22 protein-coding genes and 3 tRNA genes are annotated in these 23,392 nt (G+C 71.4%); 9 read left to right on the forward strand and 16 right to left on the reverse strand.

Features of this window, described 5'->3' with window-relative positions:
* Positions 1 to 32: 32 nt before the first annotated feature.
* Complete coding sequence (gene leuD, locus KME80_RS42715; protein ID WP_219517253.1) at positions 33 to 620, reverse strand: 3-isopropylmalate dehydratase small subunit; 588 nt, start codon at positions 618 to 620, stop codon at positions 33 to 35.
* Between the two features lie 11 nt (positions 621 to 631).
* The gene (gene leuC / locus KME80_RS42720; RefSeq protein WP_219517254.1) at positions 632 to 2,017 is read right to left on the reverse strand and encodes a 3-isopropylmalate dehydratase large subunit; all 1,386 of its coding nucleotides are present in this window, start codon (positions 2,015 to 2,017) and stop codon (positions 632 to 634) included.
* 66 nt (positions 2,018 to 2,083) lie between these two features.
* On the opposite strand from leuC, the gene KME80_RS42725 reads away from it, so the two are divergent.
* Together KME80_RS42725 and KME80_RS42730 are read left to right on the forward strand one after the other, a co-directional pair.
* A complete protein-coding gene (locus KME80_RS42725) occupies positions 2,084 to 2,800 on the forward strand; it encodes an IclR family transcriptional regulator (RefSeq protein WP_049556902.1) in 717 nt (238 codons plus the stop codon).
* A 58-nt stretch (positions 2,801 to 2,858) separates the two neighbouring features.
* Positions 2,859 to 4,565, forward strand: a complete 1,707-nt coding sequence (locus KME80_RS42730) for a hypothetical protein (protein WP_219517255.1) — start codon at positions 2,859 to 2,861, stop codon at positions 4,563 to 4,565.
* Between the two features lie 109 nt (positions 4,566 to 4,674).
* Here the strand turns inward: KME80_RS42730 and KME80_RS42735 are convergent.
* The 4 genes from KME80_RS42735 to KME80_RS42750 form a co-directional block, all read right to left on the reverse strand.
* A tRNA-Glu gene (locus KME80_RS42735) sits at positions 4,675 to 4,747 on the reverse strand.
* A gap of 18 nt (positions 4,748 to 4,765) precedes the next feature.
* Positions 4,766 to 4,841: transfer RNA gene (locus KME80_RS42740), tRNA-Glu, on the reverse strand.
* Between the two features lie 76 nt (positions 4,842 to 4,917).
* On the reverse strand, positions 4,918 to 5,499 hold the full coding sequence (locus tag KME80_RS42745) for a hypothetical protein (RefSeq protein WP_219517256.1): 582 nt from the start codon (positions 5,497 to 5,499) through the stop codon (positions 4,918 to 4,920).
* Positions 5,500 to 5,555: 56 nt separating this feature from the next.
* Positions 5,556 to 5,627, reverse strand: a tRNA-Gln gene (locus tag KME80_RS42750).
* Between the two features lie 154 nt (positions 5,628 to 5,781).
* On the opposite strand from KME80_RS42750, the gene KME80_RS42755 reads away from it, so the two are divergent.
* Complete coding sequence (locus KME80_RS42755) at positions 5,782 to 7,749, forward strand: M3 family metallopeptidase (RefSeq protein WP_219517257.1); 1,968 nt, start codon at positions 5,782 to 5,784, stop codon at positions 7,747 to 7,749.
* Positions 7,750 to 7,779: 30 nt separating this feature from the next.
* Here the strand turns inward: KME80_RS42755 and KME80_RS42760 are convergent, their stop codons facing one another.
* Positions 7,780 to 8,340, reverse strand: coding sequence for a PadR family transcriptional regulator (locus KME80_RS42760; RefSeq protein ID WP_219517259.1), 561 nt, complete (start codon positions 8,338 to 8,340; stop codon positions 7,780 to 7,782).
* Between the two features lie 54 nt (positions 8,341 to 8,394).
* On the opposite strand from KME80_RS42760, the gene KME80_RS42765 reads away from it, so the two are divergent.
* Positions 8,395 to 9,618 carry an MATE family efflux transporter gene (locus KME80_RS42765; protein ID WP_219517260.1) on the forward strand — a complete coding sequence of 408 codons (1,224 nt, stop codon included), beginning with the start codon at positions 8,395 to 8,397 and terminating at the stop codon, positions 9,616 to 9,618.
* Positions 9,619 to 9,660: 42 nt separating this feature from the next.
* Here the strand turns inward: KME80_RS42765 and gltX are convergent, their stop codons facing one another.
* Positions 9,661 to 11,034 (reverse strand): glutamate--tRNA ligase, encoded by a 1,374-nt coding sequence (gene gltX / locus KME80_RS42770; protein WP_219517262.1) that lies wholly within the window; start codon positions 11,032 to 11,034, stop codon positions 9,661 to 9,663.
* Positions 11,027 to 11,803 carry a fumarylacetoacetate hydrolase family protein gene (locus tag KME80_RS42775; RefSeq protein ID WP_219517264.1) on the reverse strand — a complete coding sequence of 259 codons (777 nt, stop codon included), beginning with the start codon at positions 11,801 to 11,803 and terminating at the stop codon, positions 11,027 to 11,029. The genes gltX and KME80_RS42775 overlap by 8 nt, the downstream gene beginning before the upstream one ends.
* Positions 11,804 to 11,896: 93 nt before the next feature.
* On the opposite strand from KME80_RS42775, the gene KME80_RS42780 reads away from it, so the two are divergent.
* Complete coding sequence (locus KME80_RS42780) at positions 11,897 to 12,298, forward strand: antibiotic biosynthesis monooxygenase family protein (protein ID WP_219517266.1); 402 nt, start codon at positions 11,897 to 11,899, stop codon at positions 12,296 to 12,298.
* A 4-nt stretch (positions 12,299 to 12,302) separates the two neighbouring features.
* Here the strand turns inward: KME80_RS42780 and KME80_RS42785 are convergent, their stop codons facing one another.
* A complete protein-coding gene (locus tag KME80_RS42785; RefSeq protein ID WP_219517268.1) occupies positions 12,303 to 12,899 on the reverse strand; it encodes an HD domain-containing protein in 597 nt (198 codons plus the stop codon).
* 113 nt (positions 12,900 to 13,012) lie between these two features.
* Between KME80_RS42785 and KME80_RS42790 the strand changes: the two genes are divergently transcribed.
* Together KME80_RS42790 and KME80_RS42795 are read left to right on the forward strand one after the other, a co-directional pair.
* Positions 13,013 to 14,644: a heparinase II/III family protein gene (locus tag KME80_RS42790; RefSeq protein ID WP_308126162.1), complete on the forward strand. Its 1,632-nt coding sequence runs from the start codon at positions 13,013 to 13,015 to the stop codon at positions 14,642 to 14,644.
* Positions 14,645 to 14,849: 205 nt separating this feature from the next.
* On the forward strand, positions 14,850 to 15,278 hold the full coding sequence (locus KME80_RS42795; RefSeq protein WP_219517272.1) for a DoxX family protein: 429 nt from the start codon (positions 14,850 to 14,852) through the stop codon (positions 15,276 to 15,278).
* On the opposite strand, the gene cimA is transcribed toward KME80_RS42795, so the two are convergent.
* Both cimA and KME80_RS42805 read right to left on the reverse strand, forming a co-directional pair.
* A complete protein-coding gene (gene cimA / locus KME80_RS42800) occupies positions 15,275 to 16,852 on the reverse strand; it encodes a citramalate synthase (protein WP_219517274.1) in 1,578 nt (525 codons plus the stop codon). The genes KME80_RS42795 and cimA overlap by 4 nt on opposite strands.
* Positions 16,853 to 17,045: 193 nt before the next feature.
* Positions 17,046 to 17,699 (reverse strand): DsbA family protein, encoded by a 654-nt coding sequence (locus KME80_RS42805; RefSeq protein ID WP_219517276.1) that lies wholly within the window; start codon positions 17,697 to 17,699, stop codon positions 17,046 to 17,048.
* A 55-nt stretch (positions 17,700 to 17,754) separates the two neighbouring features.
* On the opposite strand from KME80_RS42805, the gene KME80_RS42810 reads away from it, so the two are divergent.
* Positions 17,755 to 18,399 (forward strand): O-methyltransferase, encoded by a 645-nt coding sequence (locus KME80_RS42810; RefSeq protein WP_219517278.1) that lies wholly within the window; start codon positions 17,755 to 17,757, stop codon positions 18,397 to 18,399.
* Here KME80_RS42810 and KME80_RS42815 read toward each other — a convergent pair.
* The 4 genes from KME80_RS42815 to KME80_RS42830 all read right to left on the reverse strand — a co-directional run bounded on the left by KME80_RS42815 (position 18,377) and on the right by KME80_RS42830 (position 23,034).
* Positions 18,377 to 19,255, reverse strand: coding sequence for a hypothetical protein (locus KME80_RS42815; RefSeq protein ID WP_219517280.1), 879 nt, complete (start codon positions 19,253 to 19,255; stop codon positions 18,377 to 18,379). The two genes, KME80_RS42810 and KME80_RS42815, sit on opposite strands and share 23 nt — an antisense overlap.
* Before the next feature lie 77 nt (positions 19,256 to 19,332).
* Positions 19,333 to 19,878, reverse strand: coding sequence for a Uma2 family endonuclease (locus KME80_RS42820; protein ID WP_219517281.1), 546 nt, complete (start codon positions 19,876 to 19,878; stop codon positions 19,333 to 19,335).
* Between the two features lie 88 nt (positions 19,879 to 19,966).
* Entirely contained in the window at positions 19,967 to 22,303 is a 2,337-nt protein-coding gene (locus KME80_RS42825; protein ID WP_219517284.1) for an ABC transporter permease, read from the reverse strand.
* Positions 22,303 to 23,034: an ABC transporter ATP-binding protein gene (locus KME80_RS42830; RefSeq protein ID WP_219517282.1), complete on the reverse strand. Its 732-nt coding sequence runs from the start codon at positions 23,032 to 23,034 to the stop codon at positions 22,303 to 22,305. Before KME80_RS42830 ends, KME80_RS42825 begins: the two co-directional genes overlap by 1 nt.
* Positions 23,035 to 23,134: 100 nt before the next feature.
* Between KME80_RS42830 and KME80_RS42835 the strand changes: the two genes are divergently transcribed.
* Positions 23,135 to 23,392: response regulator (locus KME80_RS42835; RefSeq protein WP_219517283.1), on the forward strand; the 258-nt coding region annotated here is incomplete at its 3' end.

Raw genomic sequence — 23,392 nt, forward strand, 5'->3', positions numbered from 1 at the left:
TTCGCGCACCCGCCGCGCCAGCTCGTCGTCGTCTAGACGGTGGTCGGCAGCCATGGCTGCCGACCATTCTCGTACGTGGCGATGTCGTCGGCGTGACGCAGGGTCAGCCCGATGTCGTCCAGGCCCTCCATGAGCCGCCAGCGGGTGTAGTCGTCGATCTCGAAGGCGACGGTCTCGCCGGCCCAGCGGACCTGGCGCTCGGCCAGGTCGACGGTCACCTGGAGGCCCGGGTCGGCCTCGACGGCGTCCTGCAGCGCCTCGACCTTGTCGCCCGGCAGCACGACCGGCAGCAGCCCCATCTTGGTGGAGTTGTTGCGGAAGATGTCGCCGAACCGGGCGGCGATCACGACGCGGAACCCGTACTGCTGGAGCGCCCACACGGCGTGCTCACGCGAGGAGCCGGTGCCGAAGTCGGGGCCGGAGACCAGGACGGACGCGCCCGAGTAGGCGGGGTCGTTGAGGACGAAGGACGGGTCCTCGCGCCAGGCGGCGAACAGGCCCTTCTCGAACCCGGTGCGGCTGACCTGCTTGAGCCAGACGGCCGGGATGATCTGGTCGGTGTCGACGTTGCTGCGGCGCAGCGGCACCGCCGTACCGGTGTGGGTGGTGAAGGCTTCCATCGGTGGGTCTCCTAGAGGTCGGCGGGGGCGGTCAGGCGGCCGGTGACGGCGGTCGCGGCGGCGACCTGCGGCGACACCAGATGGGTGCGGCCACCCTTGCCCTGGCGGCCCTCGAAGTTGCGGTTGGAGGTGGAAGCGCTGCGCTCGCCCGGCTGGAGGGTGTCGGGGTTCATGCCGAGGCACATGGAGCAGCCGGCCTCGCGCCACTCGGCGCCGGCGGCCTTGAACACCTCGTGCAGGCCCTCCTCCTCGGCCTGGCGCTTGACCAGCATCGAGCCGGGGACGATGAGCGTGCGCGTCCGGACCTGGCGGCCGCGCAGGATCTCGGCGGCCGAGCGCAGGTCCTCGATGCGGCCGTTGGTGCACGAGCCGACGAAGACGGTGTCGACCTCGATGTCGCGCAGCGGGGTGCCGGCGGTCAGGCCCATGTATTCGAGGGCGCGCTCGGCGGCCGAGCGGGCGACCGGGTCGGCGAAACTCTCCGGGGCGGGGACGCTGTCGCTCAGCGGCAGGCCCTGGCCGGGGTTCGTGCCCCAGGTGACGTACGGCGTCAGCGTCGAGGCGTCGATCTCGACGACCTTGTCGAAGACGGCGTCGTCGTCGCTCCTGAGCGTCTTCCAGTAGGCGACGGCCTGGTCCCACGCCTCGCCCGACGGCGCGTGCGGGCGGCCCTTGAGGTAGGCGAACGTGGTCTCGTCGGGCGCGATCAGGCCGGCCCTGGCGCCCGCCTCGATGGACATGTTGCACACCGTCATGCGGCCCTCCATGGAGAGCTTGCGCACGGCCTCGCCGCGGTACTCGACGATGTAGCCCTGGCCGCCGCCGGTGCCGATCTTGGCGATGATGGCCAGGATCAGGTCCTTGGCGGTGACGCCGACGGGCAGCTCGCCGGAGACCTCGATGGCCATCGTCTTAGGCCGGTAGGCGGGCAGCGTCTGGGTGGCCAGCACGTGCTCGACCTCGGAGGTGCCGATGCCGAACGCGATGCCGCCGAACGCGCCGTGGGTGGAGGTGTGGGAGTCGCCGCACACGATCGTCATGCCGGGCTGCGTCAGGCCGAACTGCGGGCCGATGATGTGGACCACGCCCTGGCCGGCGTCGCCCATCGGGTGGAGCCGCAGGCCGAACTCGGCGGCGTTCTTGCGCAGGGTCTCGACCTGCGTCTTGGACACCGGGTCGGAGATCGGGCCGAGGACGGTCGGCACGTTGTGGTCCTCGGTGGCGATGGTGAGATCGGGCCTTCGCACGGTCCGGCCGGCGAGACGGAGACCGTCGAACGCCTGCGGGCTGGTCACCTCGTGGATGAGGTGCAGGTCGATGTAGAGCAGGTCGGGCTCGCCGTCGGCGCGGCGCACGACGTGCTGCTCCCAGACCTTCTCGGCCAGTGTGCGGCCCATGGGATCTCCTCCTTGAGACAGACCTCCGACTTGCCTTCTCATATGTCGAGACGGCAGTATCGGTGTATGGACAACTCTAGCGGAGTCGGAGTACTGGACAAGGCCGTTCTGGTGCTCAACGCCCTCGAAGCCGGACCGGCGTCACTGGCGCAGCTCGTCCAGGCCACCGGCCTGGCCCGCCCCACGGCCCACCGGCTGGCCGTCGCCCTTGAGCACCACCGCATCGTGACCCGTGACACGCAGGGCAGGTTCGTGCTCGGCCCCAGGCTTTCGGAGTTGTCCACGGCCGCCGGCGAGGACCGCCTGCTCGCGGTCGCCGCGCCCGTGCTCATGCAGCTGAGGGACCTGACCGGCGAGAGCGCGCAACTCTACCGGCGGCAGGGCGACGAGCGGGTGTGCGTGGCCGCCGCCGAGCGCTCCAGCGGCCTGCGCGACACCGTGCCCGTCGGCTCGGCGCTGCCGATGACCGCCGGGTCGGCGGCCCAGATCCTGCTGGCCTGGGAGGAGCCCGACCGGCTGCACCGGGGGCTGCGCGGCGCCAAGTTCACCGCCGCCACCCTCGCCTCCGTGCGGCGCCGGGGGTGGGCCCACAGCGTGGGAGAGCGCGAGCAGGGTGTGGCGAGCGTCTCAGCCGCCATAAGGGGCAGCGGCGGCAAGGTGATCGCGGCGGTCAGCGTGTCGGGTCCCATCGAGCGCCTGACCCGCGCCCCGGGGCGGCTGCACGCGGTGCCGGTGATGGCCGCGGCCGAGCGCATCACGGAGGCCATGCGACGCACGTCATGATCCGCCAAAGCCGGTATTTAGGGAGCCGAGTGCGTCGCTGGCGCACTAGCCTGAGTGCGTGACAGATCGCATCGAGGTAGCCGCCACTGAGCTGCGACCCCTGCTCGAAGAGTTCATCTTGTGGGCACGGACCAACGCGCCCGACAGCGACCCCGAGCTCGTGGGGCCCGCCGCACTGTGGCACCGTCTCGCCTTCTCGCAGGACCTCGGCACGTGGAAGCGCGCCGACCTGCGTAACCTGCTGCTCGATCGCATGCCGAAGGTCGTCGACGACCCCGACGCGGCCGCCGACGGCATGCTCCCCGCCGTCGACGCCTACCTGACCTTCCTGTCGAGCACCGGCAGGCTGGCCAAGGGCTCCGACAGCCTCGCCGATCTGCAGGCCGAGCTCGACGACGTGGAGGACGACTTCGTCGAGCTGATGGAAGACCTGATCGAGGACGTCGAGGACGAGGACGAGACGGGCGACCTCGGCGACTTCGAGCCCTTCGCCGACGATCTGGCCGACCTGCCCACGATCAGGCTGCGGCCCGACGCCGAGCTGGCCGCCGCCGCGCGCGCGGTGCCGCTCATCGCCAAGGCCCGCGACCTGGCCCTGTGGGTCGGCTCCGGCCGCCGCGTGGGCGAGGACACGCTGCTGTCCGACGCCGAGGTCGAGGAGGCGCTGGCCGCCGTCGGCCTGCCCAGGCCGGAGACCGAGGGCGCGCTCGCCGAGGCCGTGCCCGACCTGTGGAACCTGTGGAACCTCGCCGTCGACCTGGAGTTCCTGGAGCCGGGCGAGGGCAACACGGTGGCCGTGCAGGACGACACCGCCGAGTGGCCGTTCGACGACGACGAGGACGTGCTCGACGCCTGGATGCTCGGCCTCCACTCCGTCGACTACGGCGACCCCGAGCTGGCCGACGAGGACCTCACCATGGCCCTGGCCGGCCTCACCCGGGGCCTGCTGGTCAGGCTGCTGCTCGCGGGCGGCTCACGCGATCTGGCCGGGCTGCGGCGCGAGCTGGCCGAGGCCGCCGCCGAGATCGACGAGCTGGGCGCCCAGGCGTGGCACGAGGCGGGCGACCCGCTCGCCCCCGCGCTCACCTGGCTGGCCGGCTATGGCATGACGGAGGTCTCCGGCGACACCGTCAGCCTCACGCCGCTCGGCACCGAGGGCGTCGTCCACCTGCTCGACGACTCCGACATCGAGATCGACGCCCGGCCCGCCATCGAGTCGATGAGCGCGCACGAGCTGCTGGTCCTCAGCGCCGAGCTGCCCGAGGAGGAGGCCGACGCGGAGTTCGCCGCCTGGATGCGGCTGCGCGAGCCCGCCAAGGCCGCCGAGGAGCTGCTGGAGGCCGCCGCCAAGGACGGCGACGACGCGCTCATCCGGGTGCAGGCGGCCAGCGTCGTCGGCACGCTCGGCGAGGCCGCCGTGCCCGCCTGGCAGGCCGCGCTCGACGAGGTGTCGCTGCGCCCCTACGCGGCCACGCACCTGAGCCAGCTCGGCGTGGAGGGCGCGCCCGAGCCCACCCCTGACGACACCAACTGGCTGATCCTCGACATGTGGACCATCTCGGCCGGGCTGGGGCGGCAGGAGTTCGTGGGCAGCCTGCGCGACATCGGGCCGGAGCTGCTCAACAACCTGCTGGACGTGGTGTGGAAGATCCCGCACGCGCACGTGGAGGAGCTGCTGGACCTGATCTCCCAGGTGCATCCGGACAAGCAGATCGCCAAGGCGGCCCGGCGGGCGCTGTTCAAGGCACGGTCTGCCGCGCAGTAGGACGCACGACCGAGCGCGCCTCCCTCAACGGGGGGCGCGCTTTCGCGTCTCAGCTTCGGGAAAGAAAAAGACCCGGCGCCAGATGGGCCGGGTCTCACAGGTGAAGGAGTAGTCCCGACCGGATTCGAACCGGCGCTACCGCCTTGAGAGGGCGGCGTCCTGGGCCACTAGACGACGGGACCTTCATGAGCTTGTGACAGTGGTAGTCCCGACCGGATTCGAACCGGCGCTACCGCCTTGAGAGGGCGGCGTCCTGGGCCACTAGACGACGGGACCCTGTCCACAAGCTGGTGCCGGGCCTCCCCGGCAACGGACGTAACTCTACCGCACGGCGAGGAGCACAACCAAACCGCTATCGGACCATCAGATCGGGCCTGCGCTGTCGTACCAGCTCACCCATCGGCCCGCGCTCCCACAGCGGGTCGATCGCGCCGAGCGGGATGCCGAGCCACTGCAGGCCGGACTCGGGGTGGACGGGCACCCGGGCCAGGTGGTCGCGCATCCAGCCGGGGACGCGGCCCGGCAGCACCCGCGAGCCCCAACCGACGAGGCCGATCGTGCGCATCTCCCCGGCGCGCACCCGGACGCCGCCGGGGCGCCCGATGACCCTGCGGCCGGCCATCGGGCTCTCCACCACGTCGACGCGCTCGATGTCGGCCCACGCCAGCCGCAGGCGGAAGCCGTACGAGTCGGACAGCTCGACGCCCTGCGGCGAGAAGCGCACCACGGTGCCGTCGACCATCCGCCGGTATTTGACCGCGAGCACGCCGACGAGCGCGGCCGTGGCCGCGGCGGCGACGAGGACGCCGAGGAGCGTGCTCCGGGTGAGGATCGCGCCCAGCGCCAGGCAGACCGGGAAGAAGAGCGCGAGCGGCATCAGGAAGGGGGCGGCGAACGCGTAGAAGGAACCGCGACGCATCCGGAACTCGGTCATGAAAACAAGAAAGCGGATGTTTCTGATCGAAACATCCGCACTGTCACTGCACTGTGCTGGGGTACCAGGACTCGAACCTAGACTAACTGAACCAGAATCAGTCGTGCTGCCAATTACACCATACCCCACCGCGGCGGACCCCCTGCGGGGCGCGCTCGGCGATGTCCGAAAGAATAGCCCAGCTCGGGGGGTAAGACCAAAACGAATACGCGGCGGGGTCCGGCACCGGCCGTGACGTGCCAAGCTGATGGGGACAAATCACCACGTGGAGGAGCCTCAGCGTTGGCCGAGAACCCGTTCTTCGCCCCTAGCACCCTGCCCTATCAGCTGCCGCCCTTCGCGGAGATCCGGGAGGAGCACTACCTGCCCGCGTTCGAGCGCGGGATGGCCGAGCAGCTGGCCGAGGTGGCGGCCATCGCGGCCGCCGAGGAGCCGCCCACGTTCGACAACACGGTCGCCGCGCTGGAGAGGTCCGGGCGCGTCCTGAACCGGGTGGCGACGGTCTTCTACTCGATGGCGTCCTCCAACACCTCCGACGCGCTGATGGAGATCGAGAAGCGGATCTCGCCGGAGCTGGCCAGGCACAGCGACGCGATCCGCCTCGACCGGGCGCTGTGGGACCGGCTCAAGCGGGTCACGACCGACGACCCGGAGGAGGCGTGGCTGCTGGAGAAGTACCGCGACGACTTCGTCCGCGCCGGCGCCGACCTGTCGGAGCCGGAGCAGGAGCGGCTGCGGGCGCTCAACGAGGAGCTGTCGACGCTGTCGACGGAGTTCTCGCAGAACCTGCTCAAGGCCTCCACCGAGTCGGCGCTGGTCGTCGACGACGCCAAGGAGCTCGACGGGCTCGACGAGGCCACGATCAGGTCGCTGCGCCAGGACGGCCGTTACGTGCTGCCGCTGCTCAACTTCACCAACCAGCCCGCGCTGGCCCAGCTCACCGACCGCGACGTGCGCCGCCGCCTGTACGAGCTGAGCGTCGAGCGGGCGCCTGGCAACCGCGCGCTCGCGATCCGGATGGCGAGCCTGCGCGCCGAGCGCGCCGCGCTGCTCGGCTTCCCCAGCCACGCCGCGTACGTGGTCGCCGACGAGACGGCCAAGACCGTGGAGGCCGTCGAGGAGATGCTCTCCCAGCTCGTCGGCCCGGCCGTGCGCAACGCCCGCGAGGAGGCCGAGGCGCTGGCGGAGCAGGCCGGGTTCGCGATCGAGCCGTGGGACTGGTCCTACTACGCCGAGAAGGTGCGCCGGGCCCGCTACGACCTCGACGCCGACGCCATGCGCCCCTACTTCGAGCTGGACCGCGTCTTCCGCGACGGCATCTTCCGGGCCGCCGAGCTGCTGTACGGGCTGAGCTTCGCCGACCGGCCCGACCTGCACGGCTACCACGAGGACGTGCGCGTCTTCGAGGTGTCCGACGAGGGCGGCGAGGCTCTCGGCCTGTTCCTGCTGGACCCGTACGCCAGGGCCAACAAGCGCGGCGGCGCGTGGATGAACAACCTGGTCGACCAGTCGTTCCTGTTCGGCGAGAAGCCGGTCGTGATGAACAACCTGAACGTCACCAAGCCCGCCGAAGGGCCGACGCTGCTGACGTACGAGGAGGTCAACACGGCCTTCCACGAGTTCGGGCACGCGCTGCACGGGCTGTTCTCCGAGGTGCGCTACCCGAGGGTGTCGGGCACCAACGTGCCGCGTGACTTCGTCGAGTATCCGTCGCAGGTCAACGAGATGTGGGTGACCTGGCCGGAGATCCTCGAAAGCTACGCCCGCCACCACGAGACCGGCGAGCCGATGCCGGCCGAGCTGGTGGCCAAGCTGAAGGCGGCCGAGCGGTTCAACCAGGGCTTCAAGACCGTGGAGTATCTGGCCGCGACGCTGCTCGACTGGGCCTGGCACAAGCTGGCCCCGGGCGAGGAGGTGACCGACGCCGAGGCGTTCGAGGCGGCGGCCCTGGAGGCGGCCGGCATCGCGTTCCCGCTGGTGCGGCCGCGTTACCGGACCAACTACTTCGCGCACGTCTTCTCGGGCGGCTACAGCGCGGGCTACTACTCCTACATCTGGAGCGAGGTGCTCGACGCCGAGAGCGTGGAGTGGTTCAAGGAGAACGGCGGGCTCAAGCGGGCCAACGGCGACCACTTCCGGCGGGAGCTGCTGTCGAAGGGCGGCAGCGTCGACGCGCTGACCGCGTTCCGCAACTTCCGGGGCCGCGAGCCGGGCATCCGCCCGCTGCTGGAGCGCCGCGGCCTGGTGTGACCCGGCCCGGGACCACCAGGGTCACCAGGGTCATCGCGCGGGGTCGTCGCGGGGGGCTTCGAGCTCCGCGATGGCCTCGCGCAGCCATGTCCGCTCGGCCTCGCTGGAGGCTCGGGCGACGATCAGCATGCCGCGCCGGTACGGGTCGCGCTCGTCCTTGATCCGCACCGGCGCGCCCCCCTCGTGGAAGAAGCTCGCCGGGGCCTCCAGGAACGCCAGCCTGCGCCGCAGCACCCCGGCCCGCTCGGCCCGGTCGCGCAGGGCTGACAGGAACGTCAGCAGGCCGAAGAACCGGGTCTGGTCGCTGATGTCGAGGTCGCTGGGCTCGCGCAGGCGCCTCAGCAGCTCCTCGCGGCCCGCCGGGGTGAGCGTGAGGACCTGGCGGCGGGCGGCGTGCGTGCCGGCCTCCTCGTGCCGCTCGACGAGGCCCTTGGACTCCAGCCGGGCGATCGCCGGGTAGAGGGCGCCGTCGCTGACCGGGCGCAGGTGGCCGGTCAGCGACGCGATTTTGGCCTTGAGCTCGTAGCCGTGCATGGGGCGCTCGCCGAGGAACCCCAGGATGGAGAGGGTCAGGTCACCGCCACTTGCCATGGGATGCATCGTAACGCTATACCTCTAATCGAGATACTACGATTCGAGGTATGCGTGTTCAGGCTGGCGACGCCCATCTATGTGGAACTGCTCACGGCCGTCGTGGCGGTGGGGCTCATCGACCTGCTCTGGGTGTCCGGGCTCGGCGAGGACGCCATCGCCACGGTGACCATCGCCACGACCGCCGAGACCCTGGCCTACGGGATCTTCCTGGCCGTGCCGACGGGCGTGACCGTGCTCGTCGGGCGGCGCGACGGGCACGCCCCGCTGGCGCCCGTCGTCAGGACCGGGCGGATGCTGTGGGCGGGGCTCTCCGTGCCCATCACGGCAGCCGGGCTGTGGCTGTCGGGCGGGGAGGCGTACTTCCTCATCGCCTTCGCCGGATGGCCCGTGTACTTCGCCCAGACGGTCGTGGACGGGGTGCTCAAGGGCCGGGGCGACACCAGGCGGCCGATGCGCCACGCGCTGCTGTGCAACGCGCTGGTCGTCGCGCTGGACCCGCTGTTCATCCACGGGCTCGGCCTCGGCGTCGAGGGCGCCGCCCTGGCCACCGTGCTCGCCCGCGCCATCACCCTGGCGGCCTCCTTCCCCGCCCTGCGCAGCCCGGAAGCGAGCACGGAAGCGAGCACGGAGCCCGGGGCGGGGCCAAGGACGGGGCCGGGGACGGTGGCGGGGGCGCGGGCGGGGTTGCTTGTGGGAGCGGTGGTGCGCACCGGGCTTCCCATGTCCGGGGACTTCCTGGCGCGGGCGCTCGTGGGCATGGTGCTCGTCGACCTCGTCGCCGGCTTCGGCACCGCCGAGCTGGCCGGGTACGGGGTCGGGCAGAAGGTGATGCTGGCCGGGGTGATGGCGTTCTACGCGCTCCGCCAGGCCACGATGATCCGCACCGCCCGGGGCGAGCACACCGGGTCGCCCCTGCTCGCCGGGCTGGCCACGGGAGCCGTGGTGGCGGCGGTGCTCAACGTGGCCGCCGAGCCGGTCGCCGCGCTGTTCGCCGCCGACCCGGGGCCCGCCGTGGGATTCCTGCGCTGGATGACGCTCTATCTGGTGCCGTTCGGCGGGCTGATCGCCGTGGGCGGCGTGCTGCAGGCCACCGGGAGAGGCGGCCGGCTGCTCGCCGCCACCCTGGCGGGCTTCGCCGCCCAGCTGCCCCTCGCGTACGCGCTGAGCGCCTGGCTGGGCGTGACCGGGGTGTGGCTGTCGATGGCCGCCGGCGCGACCCTCAGCCTCACCGCCGCCGTACTCCCCCGCACCACGCGGGCGGGCGGACCGCGGTGACCGGCCTCGAGGGCCCCGGCCGGTGGCCGGGGCGGCGGCGGGTCAGCCGTCGAGGCGGCTGAGGGCGGCGCGGAGGCGGTCCTGGGAGCGCTCGCGGCCGAGGACCTCGATGGACTCGAACAGCGGCAGCCCCACCGTGCGGCCGGTGACGGCGACGCGGACCGGAGCCTGGGCCTTGCCGAGCTTGAGGCCGTGGGCGGCGCCGACCTCCTCCAGCGCGACCTTGAGCGACTCGGGGTCCCAGCTCACGGTGTCGAGCCGCTCCAGGTAGCCGGAGAGGATCTCGCGCGGCGAGTTCTTCATCGCCTTGTCCCAGGACGCCTGGTCGAAGACCGGCTCCGGCAGGAAGAGGAAGTCGACGTTCTGCCGGATCTCCGACAGCACGCCGATGCGGGTCTGGGCGAGCGCGGCGACCTTGCTGAACCGCTCGCGGTCCCAGGACGGGTCGAGGTAGGGCAGGCACCGCTCCTCGAACGTCTCGATGGGCAGCGCCCGGATGTACTCGCCGTTGAAGGCGCGCAGCTTCTTCTCGTCGAAGAAGGCGCTGGAGGAGTTGACGTCCTCCAGCCGGAACAGCGGCACCATCTCCGACCACGGCATGATCTCGCGGTCGTCGCCGGGCCCCCAGCCGAGCAGCATGAGGTAGTTGACCATCGCTTCGGCCAGGTAGCCCTCGGCGCGGTAGTCCTCCAGGGCGACCTTGTCGCGGCGCTTGGACAGCTTCTTGCGCTGCTCGTTGACGATCACCGGCAGGTGGGCCCACACGGGCGGGACCGCGCCGAGCGCCGGCCACAGGAGCTGCTGCTTGGCGGCGTTGCCCAGGTGCTCCTCGCCGCGCACGACGTGGGTGATGCCCTGGGTGATGTCGTCGACGGCGTTGGCGAGCACGTAGAGGGGCGAGCCGTCGGTGCGGGCGATGACGAAGTCTTCCTGGGCGTCGTTGGGGAACTCGACGCGGCCCCGGACCAGGTCCTCGACGACGGTGACGCCCTCGTCGGGCGTGCGGAAGCGGACGGCGCCCTCGGTGAGGCCGCGCTCGCGGCAGTGGCCGTCATAGCCCTTGTGCTCGGAGCCGGTGCGGGCGACGAGCTGCTCGCGGGTGCAGTCGCAGTGGTAGGCGCCGCCGCCGGCCAGGAGCTTGGCGACGGCCTCGCGGTGCTGCGGCTCGTAGGCCGACTGGAAGTACGGGCCCTCGAAGACGGGGTTGGTGCCGTTGATGCCGATCCAGTCGAGGGCGGAGATGATGCCCTCGGTCCACTCCGGCCGGTTCCTGGTGGCGTCGGTGTCCTCGATGCGCAGCACGAAGCGGCCGCCCGTCTGCTCGGCCAGCGCCCAGTTGAACAGCGCCGTGCGGGCGCCGCCGACGTGGAACATGCCGGTCGGGGACGGGGCGAAGCGCACCCGTAGATCAGTCACGAGAGACCACCTTGTTCGTCAGAGTGCCGATGCCTTCGATCCCGACGCTGACCTCGTCGCCGATCTCCAGCGGGCCGACTCCGGCCGGGGTGCCGGTCAGGATCACGTCGCCGGGGATCAGCGTCATGACCGCGCTGACGTAGGCGACGAGGGCGGGGATGTCATGGATGAGCTGGCTGGTGCGGCCGCTCTGCCGCATCTCGCCGTTGACCGTCGTGGTCAGCGCCAGGTCGGCGGGGTCCAGGTCGGTCTGAATCCACGGGCCGATCGGGCAGAACGTGTCGAACCCCTTGGCCCGGGTGAACTGCACGTCCTTCTTCTGCAGGTCACGCGCGGTGACGTCGTTGGCGCAGGTGTAGCCGAAGATGACGTCCTTGACGCGCTCGGCGGGCACCTCGCGGCACAGCCGGCCGATGACCACGGCGAGCTCGCCTTCGAAGTCGACGCGGTGCGAGAGCGTGGTCGGGTAGGCGATCGCCTCGCCGTGGCCGATCACGGAGGTGGACGGCTTCATGAAGATGAGCGGCTCGTCGGGCACCTCGTTGCCCATCTCCCGGGCGTGCTCGGCGTAGTTGCGGCCGATGGCGACGACCTTGCTCGGCAGCATCGGGGCGAGCAGCCGCACCTGGGAGAGCGGGAAGCGTTCGCCGGTGAACTGGACCTGGCCGAACGGGTGACCGGAGATCGCGGAGACGAACTCCTCGCCCGGACCGCCTTCGACCACGCCGAACGAGACGCCTTCACCTGTGGAGAACCTCGCTATACGCACCTGACAAGGCTATCGCCGCCACCGGTGCGGGTCCGCCCGGTACCGGGGCGGGGCGTGGTTTGCTTGGTGGACCAACTTTGCCGAGGAGCTGACATGCCTTCCGTCGTGAAGATCAACGTGTTGACCGTGCCCGCCGAGATGCGGGAGCAGCTGGAGCAGCGGTTCGCCAACCGGGCCGGGATGGTCGAGTCGGCCGACGGGTTCGAGTGGTTCGAGCTGCTGCGGCCGGTCGACGGCACCGACCAGTATCTGGTCTACACCCGCTGGCGCAGCGAGGAGGACTTCCAGCGCTGGCAGGAGAGCCAGGCGTTCCAGCGCGGCCATGCCCAGGCCAGGGCCGAGGCCCAGGGACCCGGCCAGGGCCACGGGCACGGGCAGGGTCAGGAACCCGGCCAGGGTCACGGCCAGGGTCACGGGCACGGACAGGGGCCGACCGCTTCGGGGTCGCAGCTGTGGTCGTTCGAGGTCGTCCAGAGCGCCACCCCCAAGTCCTGAAATTTCACCTGTCGAGCGGGTTCGCGGCGATGCGCTGGGCGATGCCCGCCCGCACGAACCCGCCCGCGAAGCTGTCCGGCTTGCGCGCCCCCTGGTCCGCGATGCAGGCGGCGAACTCCCCCGCGATCTCCAGCCTCGGGTAGCGTCGCAGCACCTCCTGCCGCACGCCGCCGGGGATCCGGTCGGTGTGCCTGCCGGAGATGTCCATGCCGGTCGACAGCTCCAGCAGGTGCCCCTCCGGGTCCTGCTCGACCGGCACCTCGGCCCACATGTGCCGGACGATCACCTCGGCCGCCCGCTGCCTGCGCTCCTCGGGCCAGCCGGCGCCGGCGCAGAACGCCCAGGCCACATGCCCGCCCGCCTCCTCGTACGGCACGGTGTGGCTGTCGAACTCGGCGGCGAGCCCGATGTCGTGCAGCATCGCCGACACCCACAGCAGCTCGGCGTCGAACGCGATGCCGTGCTCGGCCGCGTACGCGGCGGCCCACAGGTAGGCCCGGATCGAATGGTTGAGCAGCGACGGCGTGTGGTAGCGGGTGGCCACCTCCAGCGCGGCGCGGCAGACGGACGTGTCGGGGATCACCAGGTCGTCGTATCGCATGGCAGAAGCATGGCGCATCGAGCCGCTAACGATCGCGGGGGCCAACTTGACCTTGAGTTCGCCGGTCGGACAGCATGTTGCGCCCCCGTCTTTCGGTCCGGAAGGAATCTGGCGTGCGCCGCCTCGCGATCCCCCTTGCTCTCACGCTCCTGCTCAGCGGGACGGTGAGCCCGGCGCGGGCCGACGCCCCGGTCAAGCGGACCGCCCAGTGCCAGGGCGACTGGCTGCCGGGCACCCCCACCGCCGCCGACGTGATGGCCGGCGAGATCTCCCTGGTGGGCCTGCCCGCGTTCAAGCTCGGCAAGAAGATCAACTGGGCGGCGAGCCCGTACAGGAACCGGTCCTGGGAGTACGTGTTCCAGTCGCTGCGCTGGATGGGCACGCTCGTCGTCGAGTACGAGCGGACCGGTGAGGAGCGCTACCTGCGGCGCGCCGAGGAGATCACCAAGGACTGGGTGGCCCACAACAAGCTCGGCGCACGCGGCACCAAGGCGTACGTGTGGAAGGACCACCCGGTGTCGCTGCGCACGCAGCCGCTGGTGTGCCTGAGCATGCACGTCAAGGACGGGTGGCTGAAGGAGAGCCTGGCCACCCACGCCAAGCTGCTGTCCGACGCGCGGCTCTACAAGAAGGGCCACAACCACGGCATCGACCAGGACATCGCGCTGCTGGCGATCGGCTGCCGCTACGACCGGCGCGACTGGGCCGACCTGGCGGTCAAGCGCCTGCGGGGCACGGTCAGGCTCGACGTCGACTCGCAGGGCGCGCTCATGGAGCAGGCGCCGCGTTACGCCGTCTACGTCCACAACCGGCTGCAGGTCGCGATGGAGGGCATGCGCTCGTGCGGCCGCAAGGTGCCGGGCGACATCAGCGAGCGGACTCACGCGCTGAAGGACTTCATCGCCCACTCCACCCAGCCCAACGGCTACATGGTGCCGATCGGCGACGGCAGCGCCGAGACCGAGCCGAAGATGGACGCGGGCACGCCCAAGCAGGAAGTCAGGACCTACAACGCGGGTTACGTGTTCGGCCGGACGGCCTGGGGCAAGCCGGAGTCGGCTTTCTACTCGATCCGGTTCGGCCCCGGCATGAAGTGGCACGGCCACGAGGACCATCTGGGCGTCACCTATTACGCGCACGGCCGTGACATCCTGGTCGACGCGGGATTCCACTCCTACGAGAAGAACTCCTACCGTTACTGGACCCTCTCGCCGCAGGCGCACAACGTCCCGACCGTGGTGGGCGAGCGTTTCCGCCCGCGTACGGCCAGCAAACTCACCAAGACGAAGTACGGCTCCGGCCGCCAGTCGTTCCGCCTTTCCGACAAGGCCTACGGCGTGACCCGCACCCGTTCGGTCCTGGTCAACCACGGCGACGACATGATGGCGGTGCTGGACGAGGCGTCGGGCGGCAAGAAGGTGCAGAGCCTGTGGCGGTTCGACGACGCGTTCAAGCTCGTGTCCAACCGGGGCGGCCGGGTGGTGCTGAGTGACGGCAAGTTCAAGGTGACGCTGGTCCAGCTCTCCTCGTGCAAGCCGGTCAGCGGGCAGAAGGTGCAGCGCGGGGGCAAGCTGGGCTGGATGTCGCCCACCTACCTGGCCAAGCAGCGGACCAACGTGGTGGTGTCGCCGGCGGCCAGGTCGCTGCTGACGATCGTGGTGCCGGGCACCGGCTCGCCCAAGGTGTCGTGCACGGGGGGCAAGGTCACGGTCGACGGGGTGAGCTTCGCCGCCGACCTCTTCTGACGGAACATTGTTTCGTCATTGATTTCATCGCGAATATCCAGGTCACCCACAGTTCCCGGCGCTCTTCGGACGCCGGGAATTGACATTTCAACGACCGCACTACACCCTAATGGGAACTGCGCCAATGGGGTCGCGAAAACTTTACTCACCGGTTTTCCTATTTCCTGCATTCACCCCGCAGGAGCGGCATTCGGAAGGTGATCCCATGCACCCCCTAGACCGGTTCGCCCAGCCCGTGCTCGCGCTCTTCCGCATCGTCACCGGATTCCTCTTCAGCATTCACGGCGTTACATCGCTGTTCGGCGTGATGGGAGGCAATCGCGGAACCGGCCAGGCCGTCGCCTTCATGGCGTGGCCGAGCTGGTGGGCGGCGCTCATCGAGCTCGTCTGCGGCCTGCTGGTGATGAGCGGCCTGTTCAGCCGCGTCGCCGCCACGCTCGCCTCGGGCACGATGGCCTACGCGTACTTCATGGTCCACCAGCCCGCCGACCTGCTGCCGTTGCGCAACGGCGGCGAGCTGGCGGCGATGTACTGCTGGGCGTTCCTGCTCATCGCCGTCCTGGGCCCGGGAGCGTGGGCCCTGGACAACCTGCTCGGACGCCGCCGCCAGCACCTGATCGCGGTGCGGTCCTAGGCGGTCTCGTGGCCGGCCCTGAGCAGGCCGTACGTGACCGCCTGCTCCAGGGCCTGCCAGGAGGCGTCGATGATGTTCTCGGCCACGCCGACGGTCGCCCATTCGGCGGTGTCGTCGCTCGAGGTGATGAGCACCCGGGTGATGGCGCCCGTGCCGTGGGTGCCTTCGAGGATCCGCACCTTGTAGTCGACCAGCTCCAGCCTGGCCAGCTCGGGGTAGAGCTTCTCCAGGGCCTGGCGGACCGCCTTGTCCAGGGCGTTGACCGGGCCGTTGCCCTCGCCGGTGGCGACGATCCGCTCGCCCTTGGCGTGGAGCTTGACCGTGGCCTCACTGACCAGCTCGCCGCCCTTGGTGCGCTCGACGATCACCCGCCATGACTCGACCTCGAAGTGGCGGCGCCGCTCGCCGTGGACGGTGTCGCGCAGCAGCAGCTCGAAGGAGGCGTCGGCCGCCTCGAACGTGAACCCCTTGGACTCCAGGTCCTTGACCCGCTCGACGAGCGTCTTGGTGTCGGCCGCGCCGAGCTCGTAGCCCAGCTCGCGGCCCTTGAGCTCGACCGAGGCCCGCCCGGCCATGTCGGAGACCAGCATCCGCATGTCGTTGCCCACCTGGGCGGGGTCGATGTGCTGGTAGAGGTTGGGGTCGACCTTGATGGCGCTGGCGTGCAGCCCGGCCTTGTGCGCGAAGGCGGAGGCCCCGACGTAGGGGGCGTGGGAGTTGGGCGTGACGTTGGTGACCTCGGTGATCGCGTGGGCGATGCGGGTCATGTCGGCGAGCGCCTCCGGCGGCACCAGGTCGAAGCCGCGCTTGAGCTGGAGGTTGGCCACGACGGTGAACAGGTTGGCGTTGCCGGAGCGCTCGCCGTAGCCGTTGGCGCAGCCCTGCACGTGGGTGGCGCCGGCCCTGACGGCGGCCAGCGTGTTGGCGACGGCGCAGCCGGTGTCGTCGTGGCAGTGGATGCCGACGCGGGCGCTGGTCTGGACGGCGGCGTGCACGACCTCGGCGAGCTCGTCGGGCAGCATGCCGCCGTTGGTGTCGCACAGGGCGATGACGTCGGCGCCCGCCTCGGCGGCGGTGCGGATGACCTCCAGCGCGTAGGCTGGGTTGGACGTGTAGCCGTCGAAGAAGTGCTCGGCGTCGAGGAAGACTCGCTGTCCCTCCGCACGAAGGTGAGAGACCGTGTCGCGGATCATCGCGAGGTTCTCCTGGAGAGTCGTGCGGAGGGCCAGCTCCACGTGCCGGTCGTGACTCTTGGCGACAAGGGTCACGACCGGCGCGCCGGATTCGCGCAGAGCGGCCACCAACGGGTCGTCGGCTGCCTTCACCCCGGCTCGGCGGGTCGCACCGAACGCGGCGAGCTGCGCGTGCTTCAGGTCGAGCTCTGTTTGAGCGCGCCTGAAGAACTCTGTGTCCTTGGGGTTGGCGCCCGGCCAGCCCCCTTCGATGAAGCCGACGCCCAGGCCGTCCAGGTGCCGCGCGATGCTGATCTTGTCGGCGACGGTGAGGTTGAGCCCCTCCTGCTGTGCGCCGTCACGCAGCGTCGTGTCGTAGACGTGGAAGCGGTCGTCGGCCATGGTTCTTCTTTCTGATGGAGGTCTGGAAAACAAAAAGACCCCTCACGGACGTGAGAGGTCTGCGCGCTGGCGTTGTCCCTGTGTCAGCCAGCGCGCCTGCCGATAATGAGCAGACCGTAGAACATGGTGCTTGTGAGTGTGCCACACCCACTCACCATCTGGCACATCGATCTCATCCTGTGGGACGGTGTCGTCAGACGGTCACGCCGGTGCCGCCCGTGATGGCCTGCTCCAGCGCGGCCGGGTCGAACGCCTCGTTGCCCAGCACCCGGCCGTTCAGCACCACGGTGGGCGTGCCCTCGATGCGGATCTTGGCGCTCGCGGCCACGTGGGAGTCCGCGTACGCCTGCGAGGTCACGCACTCGCCGACGGCCGTCGCCCCGGCCGTGCTCGCGGCCTTGGCCAGCTCCTCCACGGTGAACCCGGACGCGATGCCGTGCGGCGCCGGCTGCATGGCGTAGAGGGCGTCGCGGAAGGCCAGCCAGTTGGCCTCGGGCACGCAGCGGGCGGCCGCGGCGGCCCGGATGGAGTTGGAGCGCATCGGCTCCTGCTGGAAGATCGTCACCGGGTGGAAGACGACCTTGACCCGGCCCTCCCTGGCCAGCCGCTGGATGGTGGCGTCGACCCGGCTGTGCAGCTCCTTGCAGACGGGGCAGTCGAAGTCCTCGTACAGGTCGAGCACGGGGGCGTCGCCGCCCTTGTCGGCCAGCACCATGGAGCCGTCGGGCTGGCGCATCAGCCGCACCTCGCCGGAGGCCGACGACCGGCCGGGCCCCGACACCGTCACCACCGCGATCACGGCCAGCGTCACGCAGGCGACCACCACTGCCGCCACCCTCTTCATCATCCGCCCGACCCTACCTGACCCGGCCGCCAGCCCTGCCGGGTGGTAAACCAGATCCATGAAGGCATACGTCCTGACCTCGCAGGTCGCGCAGTACATCCTCGACCACTCCACCCCGCCCGACCCGCTGCTGCGTGAGCTGGCGGCCGAGACCGCGGAGCTGACGGGCGACGACGCCGGGATGCAGATCTCCGCCGACCAGGGCACGTTCCTGACGATGATCACCCAGCTCGTCGCGCCCCGGGTGGCGGTGGAGGTGGGGACGTTCACCGGCTACTCGTCGGTGTGCATCGCGCGCGGCCTGTCGGGCGGGCGGCTGCACTGCTTCGACGTGAGCGAGGAGTGGACCTCCGTCGCCCGCCGCTACTGGAAGCGGGCCGGGGTGGCCGACCGGGTGACGCTCACGCTGGGCCCGGCCGTGGAGACGCTGGCCGGCTTCGACGAGCCGATCGACCTGGCGTTCCTCGACGCCGACAAGCCCAGCTACCCCCGCTACTACGAGCTGCTGATCGACCGGCTGCGGCCGGGCGGGCTGCTGATGGTGGACAACACGCTGCGGCGCGGGCACGTGGCCGACCCGGCGCACGACGACGCCCCGACGGCGCTGATGCGCGAGTTCAACGACCTGGTCCGGGAGGACCCTCGGGTGACCGTGCTCATGCTGCCGGTCGCCGACGGTCTCACGCTGGTGCGAAAGCTCTGACGCAGGGCGGCTTCGTCATGATCGTGTACGAGGCGGCCGCGACGAGCAGGCCGATCCCCCACACCGTGTAGCCGGGGATCACGGTCAGCGTCCACCAGAGCGGCTGCCCCGTGCCCTCGGCCAGCATCATGCTGAACCCCGCTATCCCGAAATATCCGGTAAGTCCGCCGCCGACCAGGAACGCGGGCACCAGCACCACCCACCGGGGCACCTCCCGCCCGGCCACCCCCGGCACCCAGCCCGGCCAGATCCGCCCCCACCGGTGCACCAGCGCCATCGGCAGCAGCGTTCCGGCCAGCGCGTACAGCGTCAGGAAGATCGGCCCCGCCGGGTCGCCCGTCGCCCACGGCCAGTCGGCGAGCTGCCCGGCGATCCGCGCGACGGCCCCCGCCACCGCCGCGTACGCCGCCACGTACGCCCAGCGCGGGGACGGGTCCGTACGGGACTCCGGGCTGCTGCCGTGGGAGCGCCCGCAGGCCGGGCAGGCGCCGGCGACGAGCCGCCGGGCGGCGACCGCGCGCAGCATGGTCAGCACCCCGGCCGCCACGCCCGCGCCCCGGACGAGGAAGCCGGGCACGTCCAGCGGCTCGCCGAACAGCAGGCCCACCAGGTCCAGCGCGAACAGGAAGCAGTAGCCGACCAGCCCCGCCCCGGCCGCCCAGCCGAGCGCCACGGCGGCCCGGCCCGCCGGAAGCAGGCAGGCCGTCGTGGCCAGCGCCGCCAGCACGATCGGCGGCCACTCCCCCGGGACGAACGACTCGCCGAACCTCCCGAACTCGGGAGCTCCGGCCACCAGCCACCACACGTGCACCGCACCGTAGGCGGCGGTCCAGGCCGCCGCGAGCCGCTTCGCCATGCCGTCGAGTCTGCGGGCGGGGCCCCGCCGCCGACTCCCCCGCCGCGGGGAGCCGACTCCCCCGCGCCGGGGACCGCTCAGACGTCGAGCAGCTTGCCGGTGTCGAGCGTGCAGTCCCACGGCGCGGGCAGGCGCAGGGCCACGCCCACCGGCTCCACCGTCACCTGCGTGTAGCCGCTCACCTCGGGCGCGCTGTGCAGCTTGACCATCCGCTGGAACGGGTCGACCACCAGGTAGAGCGGCACCCCCGCCGGGGCGTAGCTCATCGGCTTGACGACGTGGTCGTCGTAGGCGTTGCCCGCGGCCACCACGTCGACGAGCAGCATCGTGCTGTGGCCGTGGACCGCCTCGTCGGTCTCCATCACCGGGTTCGGCGGCACCACCGTCAGGTCGGGCACGTAGCGGTCGGCCTCGGGGCCGATGAACACGCTGATGTTGGGCCACACCTCCCAGCCGCGCTCGGCCACGGCGGGCAGCAGCTGGAAGAGCGCCTGGGCGATGATCGTGTTGTGCTGCCAGGTGCCGGGCTCGTTGACCACGATGCGACCGCCCACCATCTCGATGCGCAGCTCGGGGAACAGGTCGCGCACCGTGCGGTATCGCTCTTCGACCGGCCTGATCATGCCTTTTCCCTCACCTGTGTGTGATCGCTTCCTGGCAGAGCGTATTGCGCGCAGGCCGGGACAGTCTCGGGAAACGGTGAAGTACGTCTCACTCCCGGGCGGCCAGCGCCTCGGCCGGACGGGCCCGCAGCGCGAACCTGGCCGGGACCGCGGTGGCGGCCAGCGCCAGCGCGACGGTGGCGGCGACGACGCCCAGATAGCCGAGCGGCTGCGGGTAGGGCGTGGCCGATCCCGTCATCCCGGCGCCGAACGCGGCCAGCGTCAGCAGCGAGATCCCGGTGCCGAGCGTCACGGCCAGCGCGGCGGCGACCGCCGTCTCCGTGCGCAGCATCCCCAGGATCTGCCGCCGCGTGGTGCCGACCATGCGAAGCAGCGCCAGCTCGCGGCTTCTGGCCGAGGTGGACATGGCCAGCGTGTTGACCACGGCGATGGCGCAGAAACCGATGATCAGGCCCATCGCGACGTACGTGACAGCCGCGTTGGAGGTGCCGGCCTCCGCCGCCTCGGCCCGGTCGCGCACGGTCACGCCGGGCAGGGCGCGCTCCAGCGCGGCACGTTCGCCACCGGAGACCAGGACGGTGGCGCGGGGGTCGTCCACGTGGTCGGCGACCAGCTCGTGGGGCAGCGTCAGGTCGGCGAAGCCGAGGCCGCGCGCGTAGACGGCCGCGATCGTGACCGTGGCGGGGGTGCCGTCACCGAGCGTCAGGGCGAGCCTGTCGCCGACGCCGACGCCGAGCCTGTCGGCCGCGGTGCGGCTGACCGCCGCCGATGTGCCGCCGAAGCCGTCCAGCGAGCCCGCCGTCACGCCCAGGTCCATGGTGCGGTCCAGGCCGTCGGGCGTGACCGCCTGCACGCCGTACTTCTCCAGCTCGATCCGGGCGGTGGTGCGCAGCACCTCCGTGGCCGCGCGCACGCCGGGCGCCTGGCGGACGGCCTCGGCGGACGCGCCGGGGTCGAGCACGTGGTCGGCGGTGATGCCGGCGTTCAGCTCCTGCTGCGCGGCGTGCCCGAGCGTGGCGGGAGAGAACAGGATGGTGCTCGTCATCGCGGTCATGAGGGTGAGCGGCCCGATCACCGCGGCGAGCCGCCCGGTGCCGGCGCGCAGGTTGCGGTGCGCCAGGTAGCCGCCGGCGCCGGGCACGCGCAGCGGCAGCGCGGTGACCGCGCGGGCGATCGCCGGGCCGAGCAGGACCACCGCGACCGTCCAGACCAGTGCGGTCAGCATGGAGACCGGGCTGGAGGCCGCCTCGACGGACAGGTTCGCCAGCAGGATCGTCAGCGCCACGGCGCCCGCGAGGACGAGCACGCCGGCGACCGTCCGCGCCCGGGGCAGCCCGGCAGCGGCCAGCGCGGCCTCGCTCAGCGCCTCCACCGGCCTGATCCTGGCGACGCGGCGGGCCGACACGCGGGCGGCGGTCCACGCCGCGGCCAGGGTGGCGAGCAGCGCGGCGAGCGCCGGGAACGGGCTGACGACGAGCGCCAGGTTCTCCGGCACGGCGCCGAGCGCGACGAAGCGCTCACGCAGCCAGAGTCCCAGCAGGATCCCGCCACCCGCGCCGATCGTCCCGGCGACCACGCTGATCGTCAGCGCCTCGCCGCCGATGAGCTTCCTGATCTGCCGGGGCGTGGCCGCGACGGCGCGCAGCATGGCGAGCTCGCGCCGGCGCTGCTGGATGGAGAGCGCGAACGTGCCGGCCACCACGAGGATCGCCACCAGCAGCGAGGTGCCGCCGAGCGCGCCGCCGAGGCTGATCAGCTTGACCCTGGCGTTCTCCGCGTCGAGGAACTCCACGGTGCCGCGCGCGTCGCCGGTGTAGGCGAGCGCGCCGTCGACCTTGACGTCCACCCGGGGGAAGACGCCGATCGCGGTGACGAGGCCGTCGCGCCCGGCCAGGCGGCGGGCCTCGTCCGTGCTGAAGAAGATCGTGTCCTGGCTGGGCAGCGCCTGCGCGGTGACGCCGACGACCCGGTATCCGGGGATCTTCGCCGTACGGTGCCGGGCGTCCACGACGACCTCGCCGGCGGCACGCGGCGGCCGGCCGCTCGCCAGCGTGAACGGGGTGAGCGCGGCCGACTCCCAGCCGTGCGCGGTGAACCCGGCGAACGGGAACGTCACCTCCGTCACGACCTTCGTCACGCCCGGCGCCCGCCTGACCTCGGCGGCGATCCTCTCGGGGATCCAGCGGCGCTCGGCGAGCAGCTTGGCCTTGGTCTTGCCGTTCGCCTTGGTGTGCCGGGCGTACTGGTCGCCGGCCAGGACGACGGGGGCGCCCGCGTAGCGCTCCGGCGCCACCGCGCCCCGCAGGCCCGTCTCCAGCAGCATGCCGCAGGCCGTCACCAGCGCCGCCGCGCACAGCAGCGCCACGAACGCGCCCGCGAACCCGGCCCTGCGGTGCCCGATGGTCCGCCACGCGAAGGAGATCATCACGTCCACGCCCCCAGCCTGGTCATCCGCTCGGCGACCTTGTCGGCGGCCGGGGCGCTCATCGAGTCCACGATCCGGCCGTCCGCCAGGAACAGCACGGTGTCGGCGTACGAGGCGGCCACCGGGTCGTGGGTGACCATCACCACGGTCTGGCCGAGCCCGGAGACGACCTCGCGCAGCAGGACCAGCACGTCGCGGGCGGTCATGGTGTCGAGCGCCCCCGTGGGCTCGTCGCCGAACACCACTTCGGGCCTGGTGACCAGCGCCCTGGCGATCGCCACGCGCTGCTGCTGCCCGCCGGAGAGCTGGGCGGGACGGTGCCCGGCGCGCCCGTCGAGCCCGACCCGGCGCACGATCTCCGCCAGCCAGGCCGGGTCCGGCCTGACGCCCGCCAGGGTGAGCGGGAGCGTGATGTTCTCGGTCACGGTGAGGGAGCCGACCAGGTTGAACGCCTGGAAGACGAAGCCCACGCGCTTCCTGCGCAGCTCGGTCAGCTGGGTCTCGTTCATGCCGGCCAGCTCGGTGCCGCCGAGCCGGACCGACCCCGAGGTGGGCAGGTCCAGGCCGGCGGCGCAGTGCAGGAACGTGCTCTTGCCCGAGCCGGACGGGCCCATGATCGCGGTGAACGTGCCCGCCGGGATGCCCACCGACACCTCGCGCAGGGCGGCCACCGCGCCATGCCCCTTGCCGTACACCTTGCTCACGGCGTTCAGCCGCACGACTTCTGTCATGGGAACCAGCCTGCTGATCTGGGCTTTCCCGGACCAGAGAGCCGATCATCACCCGGGCATGACCTCATCATGATCCGGACATACTGGTAGACATACCCTCGTGATTCGCATACTCCTGGCCGAGGACCAGCACGTGATCCGGGAAGCGCTCGTGACGCTGCTGGGCCTGGAAGCCGACATCGACGTCGTCGCGGCCGTCGAGTCGGGCGAGGCGGCCGTCGCCGCCGCCGTCGAGCACCGGCCGGACGTGGCCGTGCTCGACATCGACATGCCAGGGGCGATGGACGGCCTCGACGCCGCCGCCAAACTGCGCACCCGGGCGCCCGGCTCAGGTGGACGGGTTCGTGCTGAAGACGGC

Origin of the sequence: Nonomuraea ceibae (assembly GCF_019396325.1) — a bacterium.
GTDB lineage: Bacteria > Actinomycetota > Actinomycetes > Streptosporangiales > Streptosporangiaceae > Nonomuraea > Nonomuraea ceibae.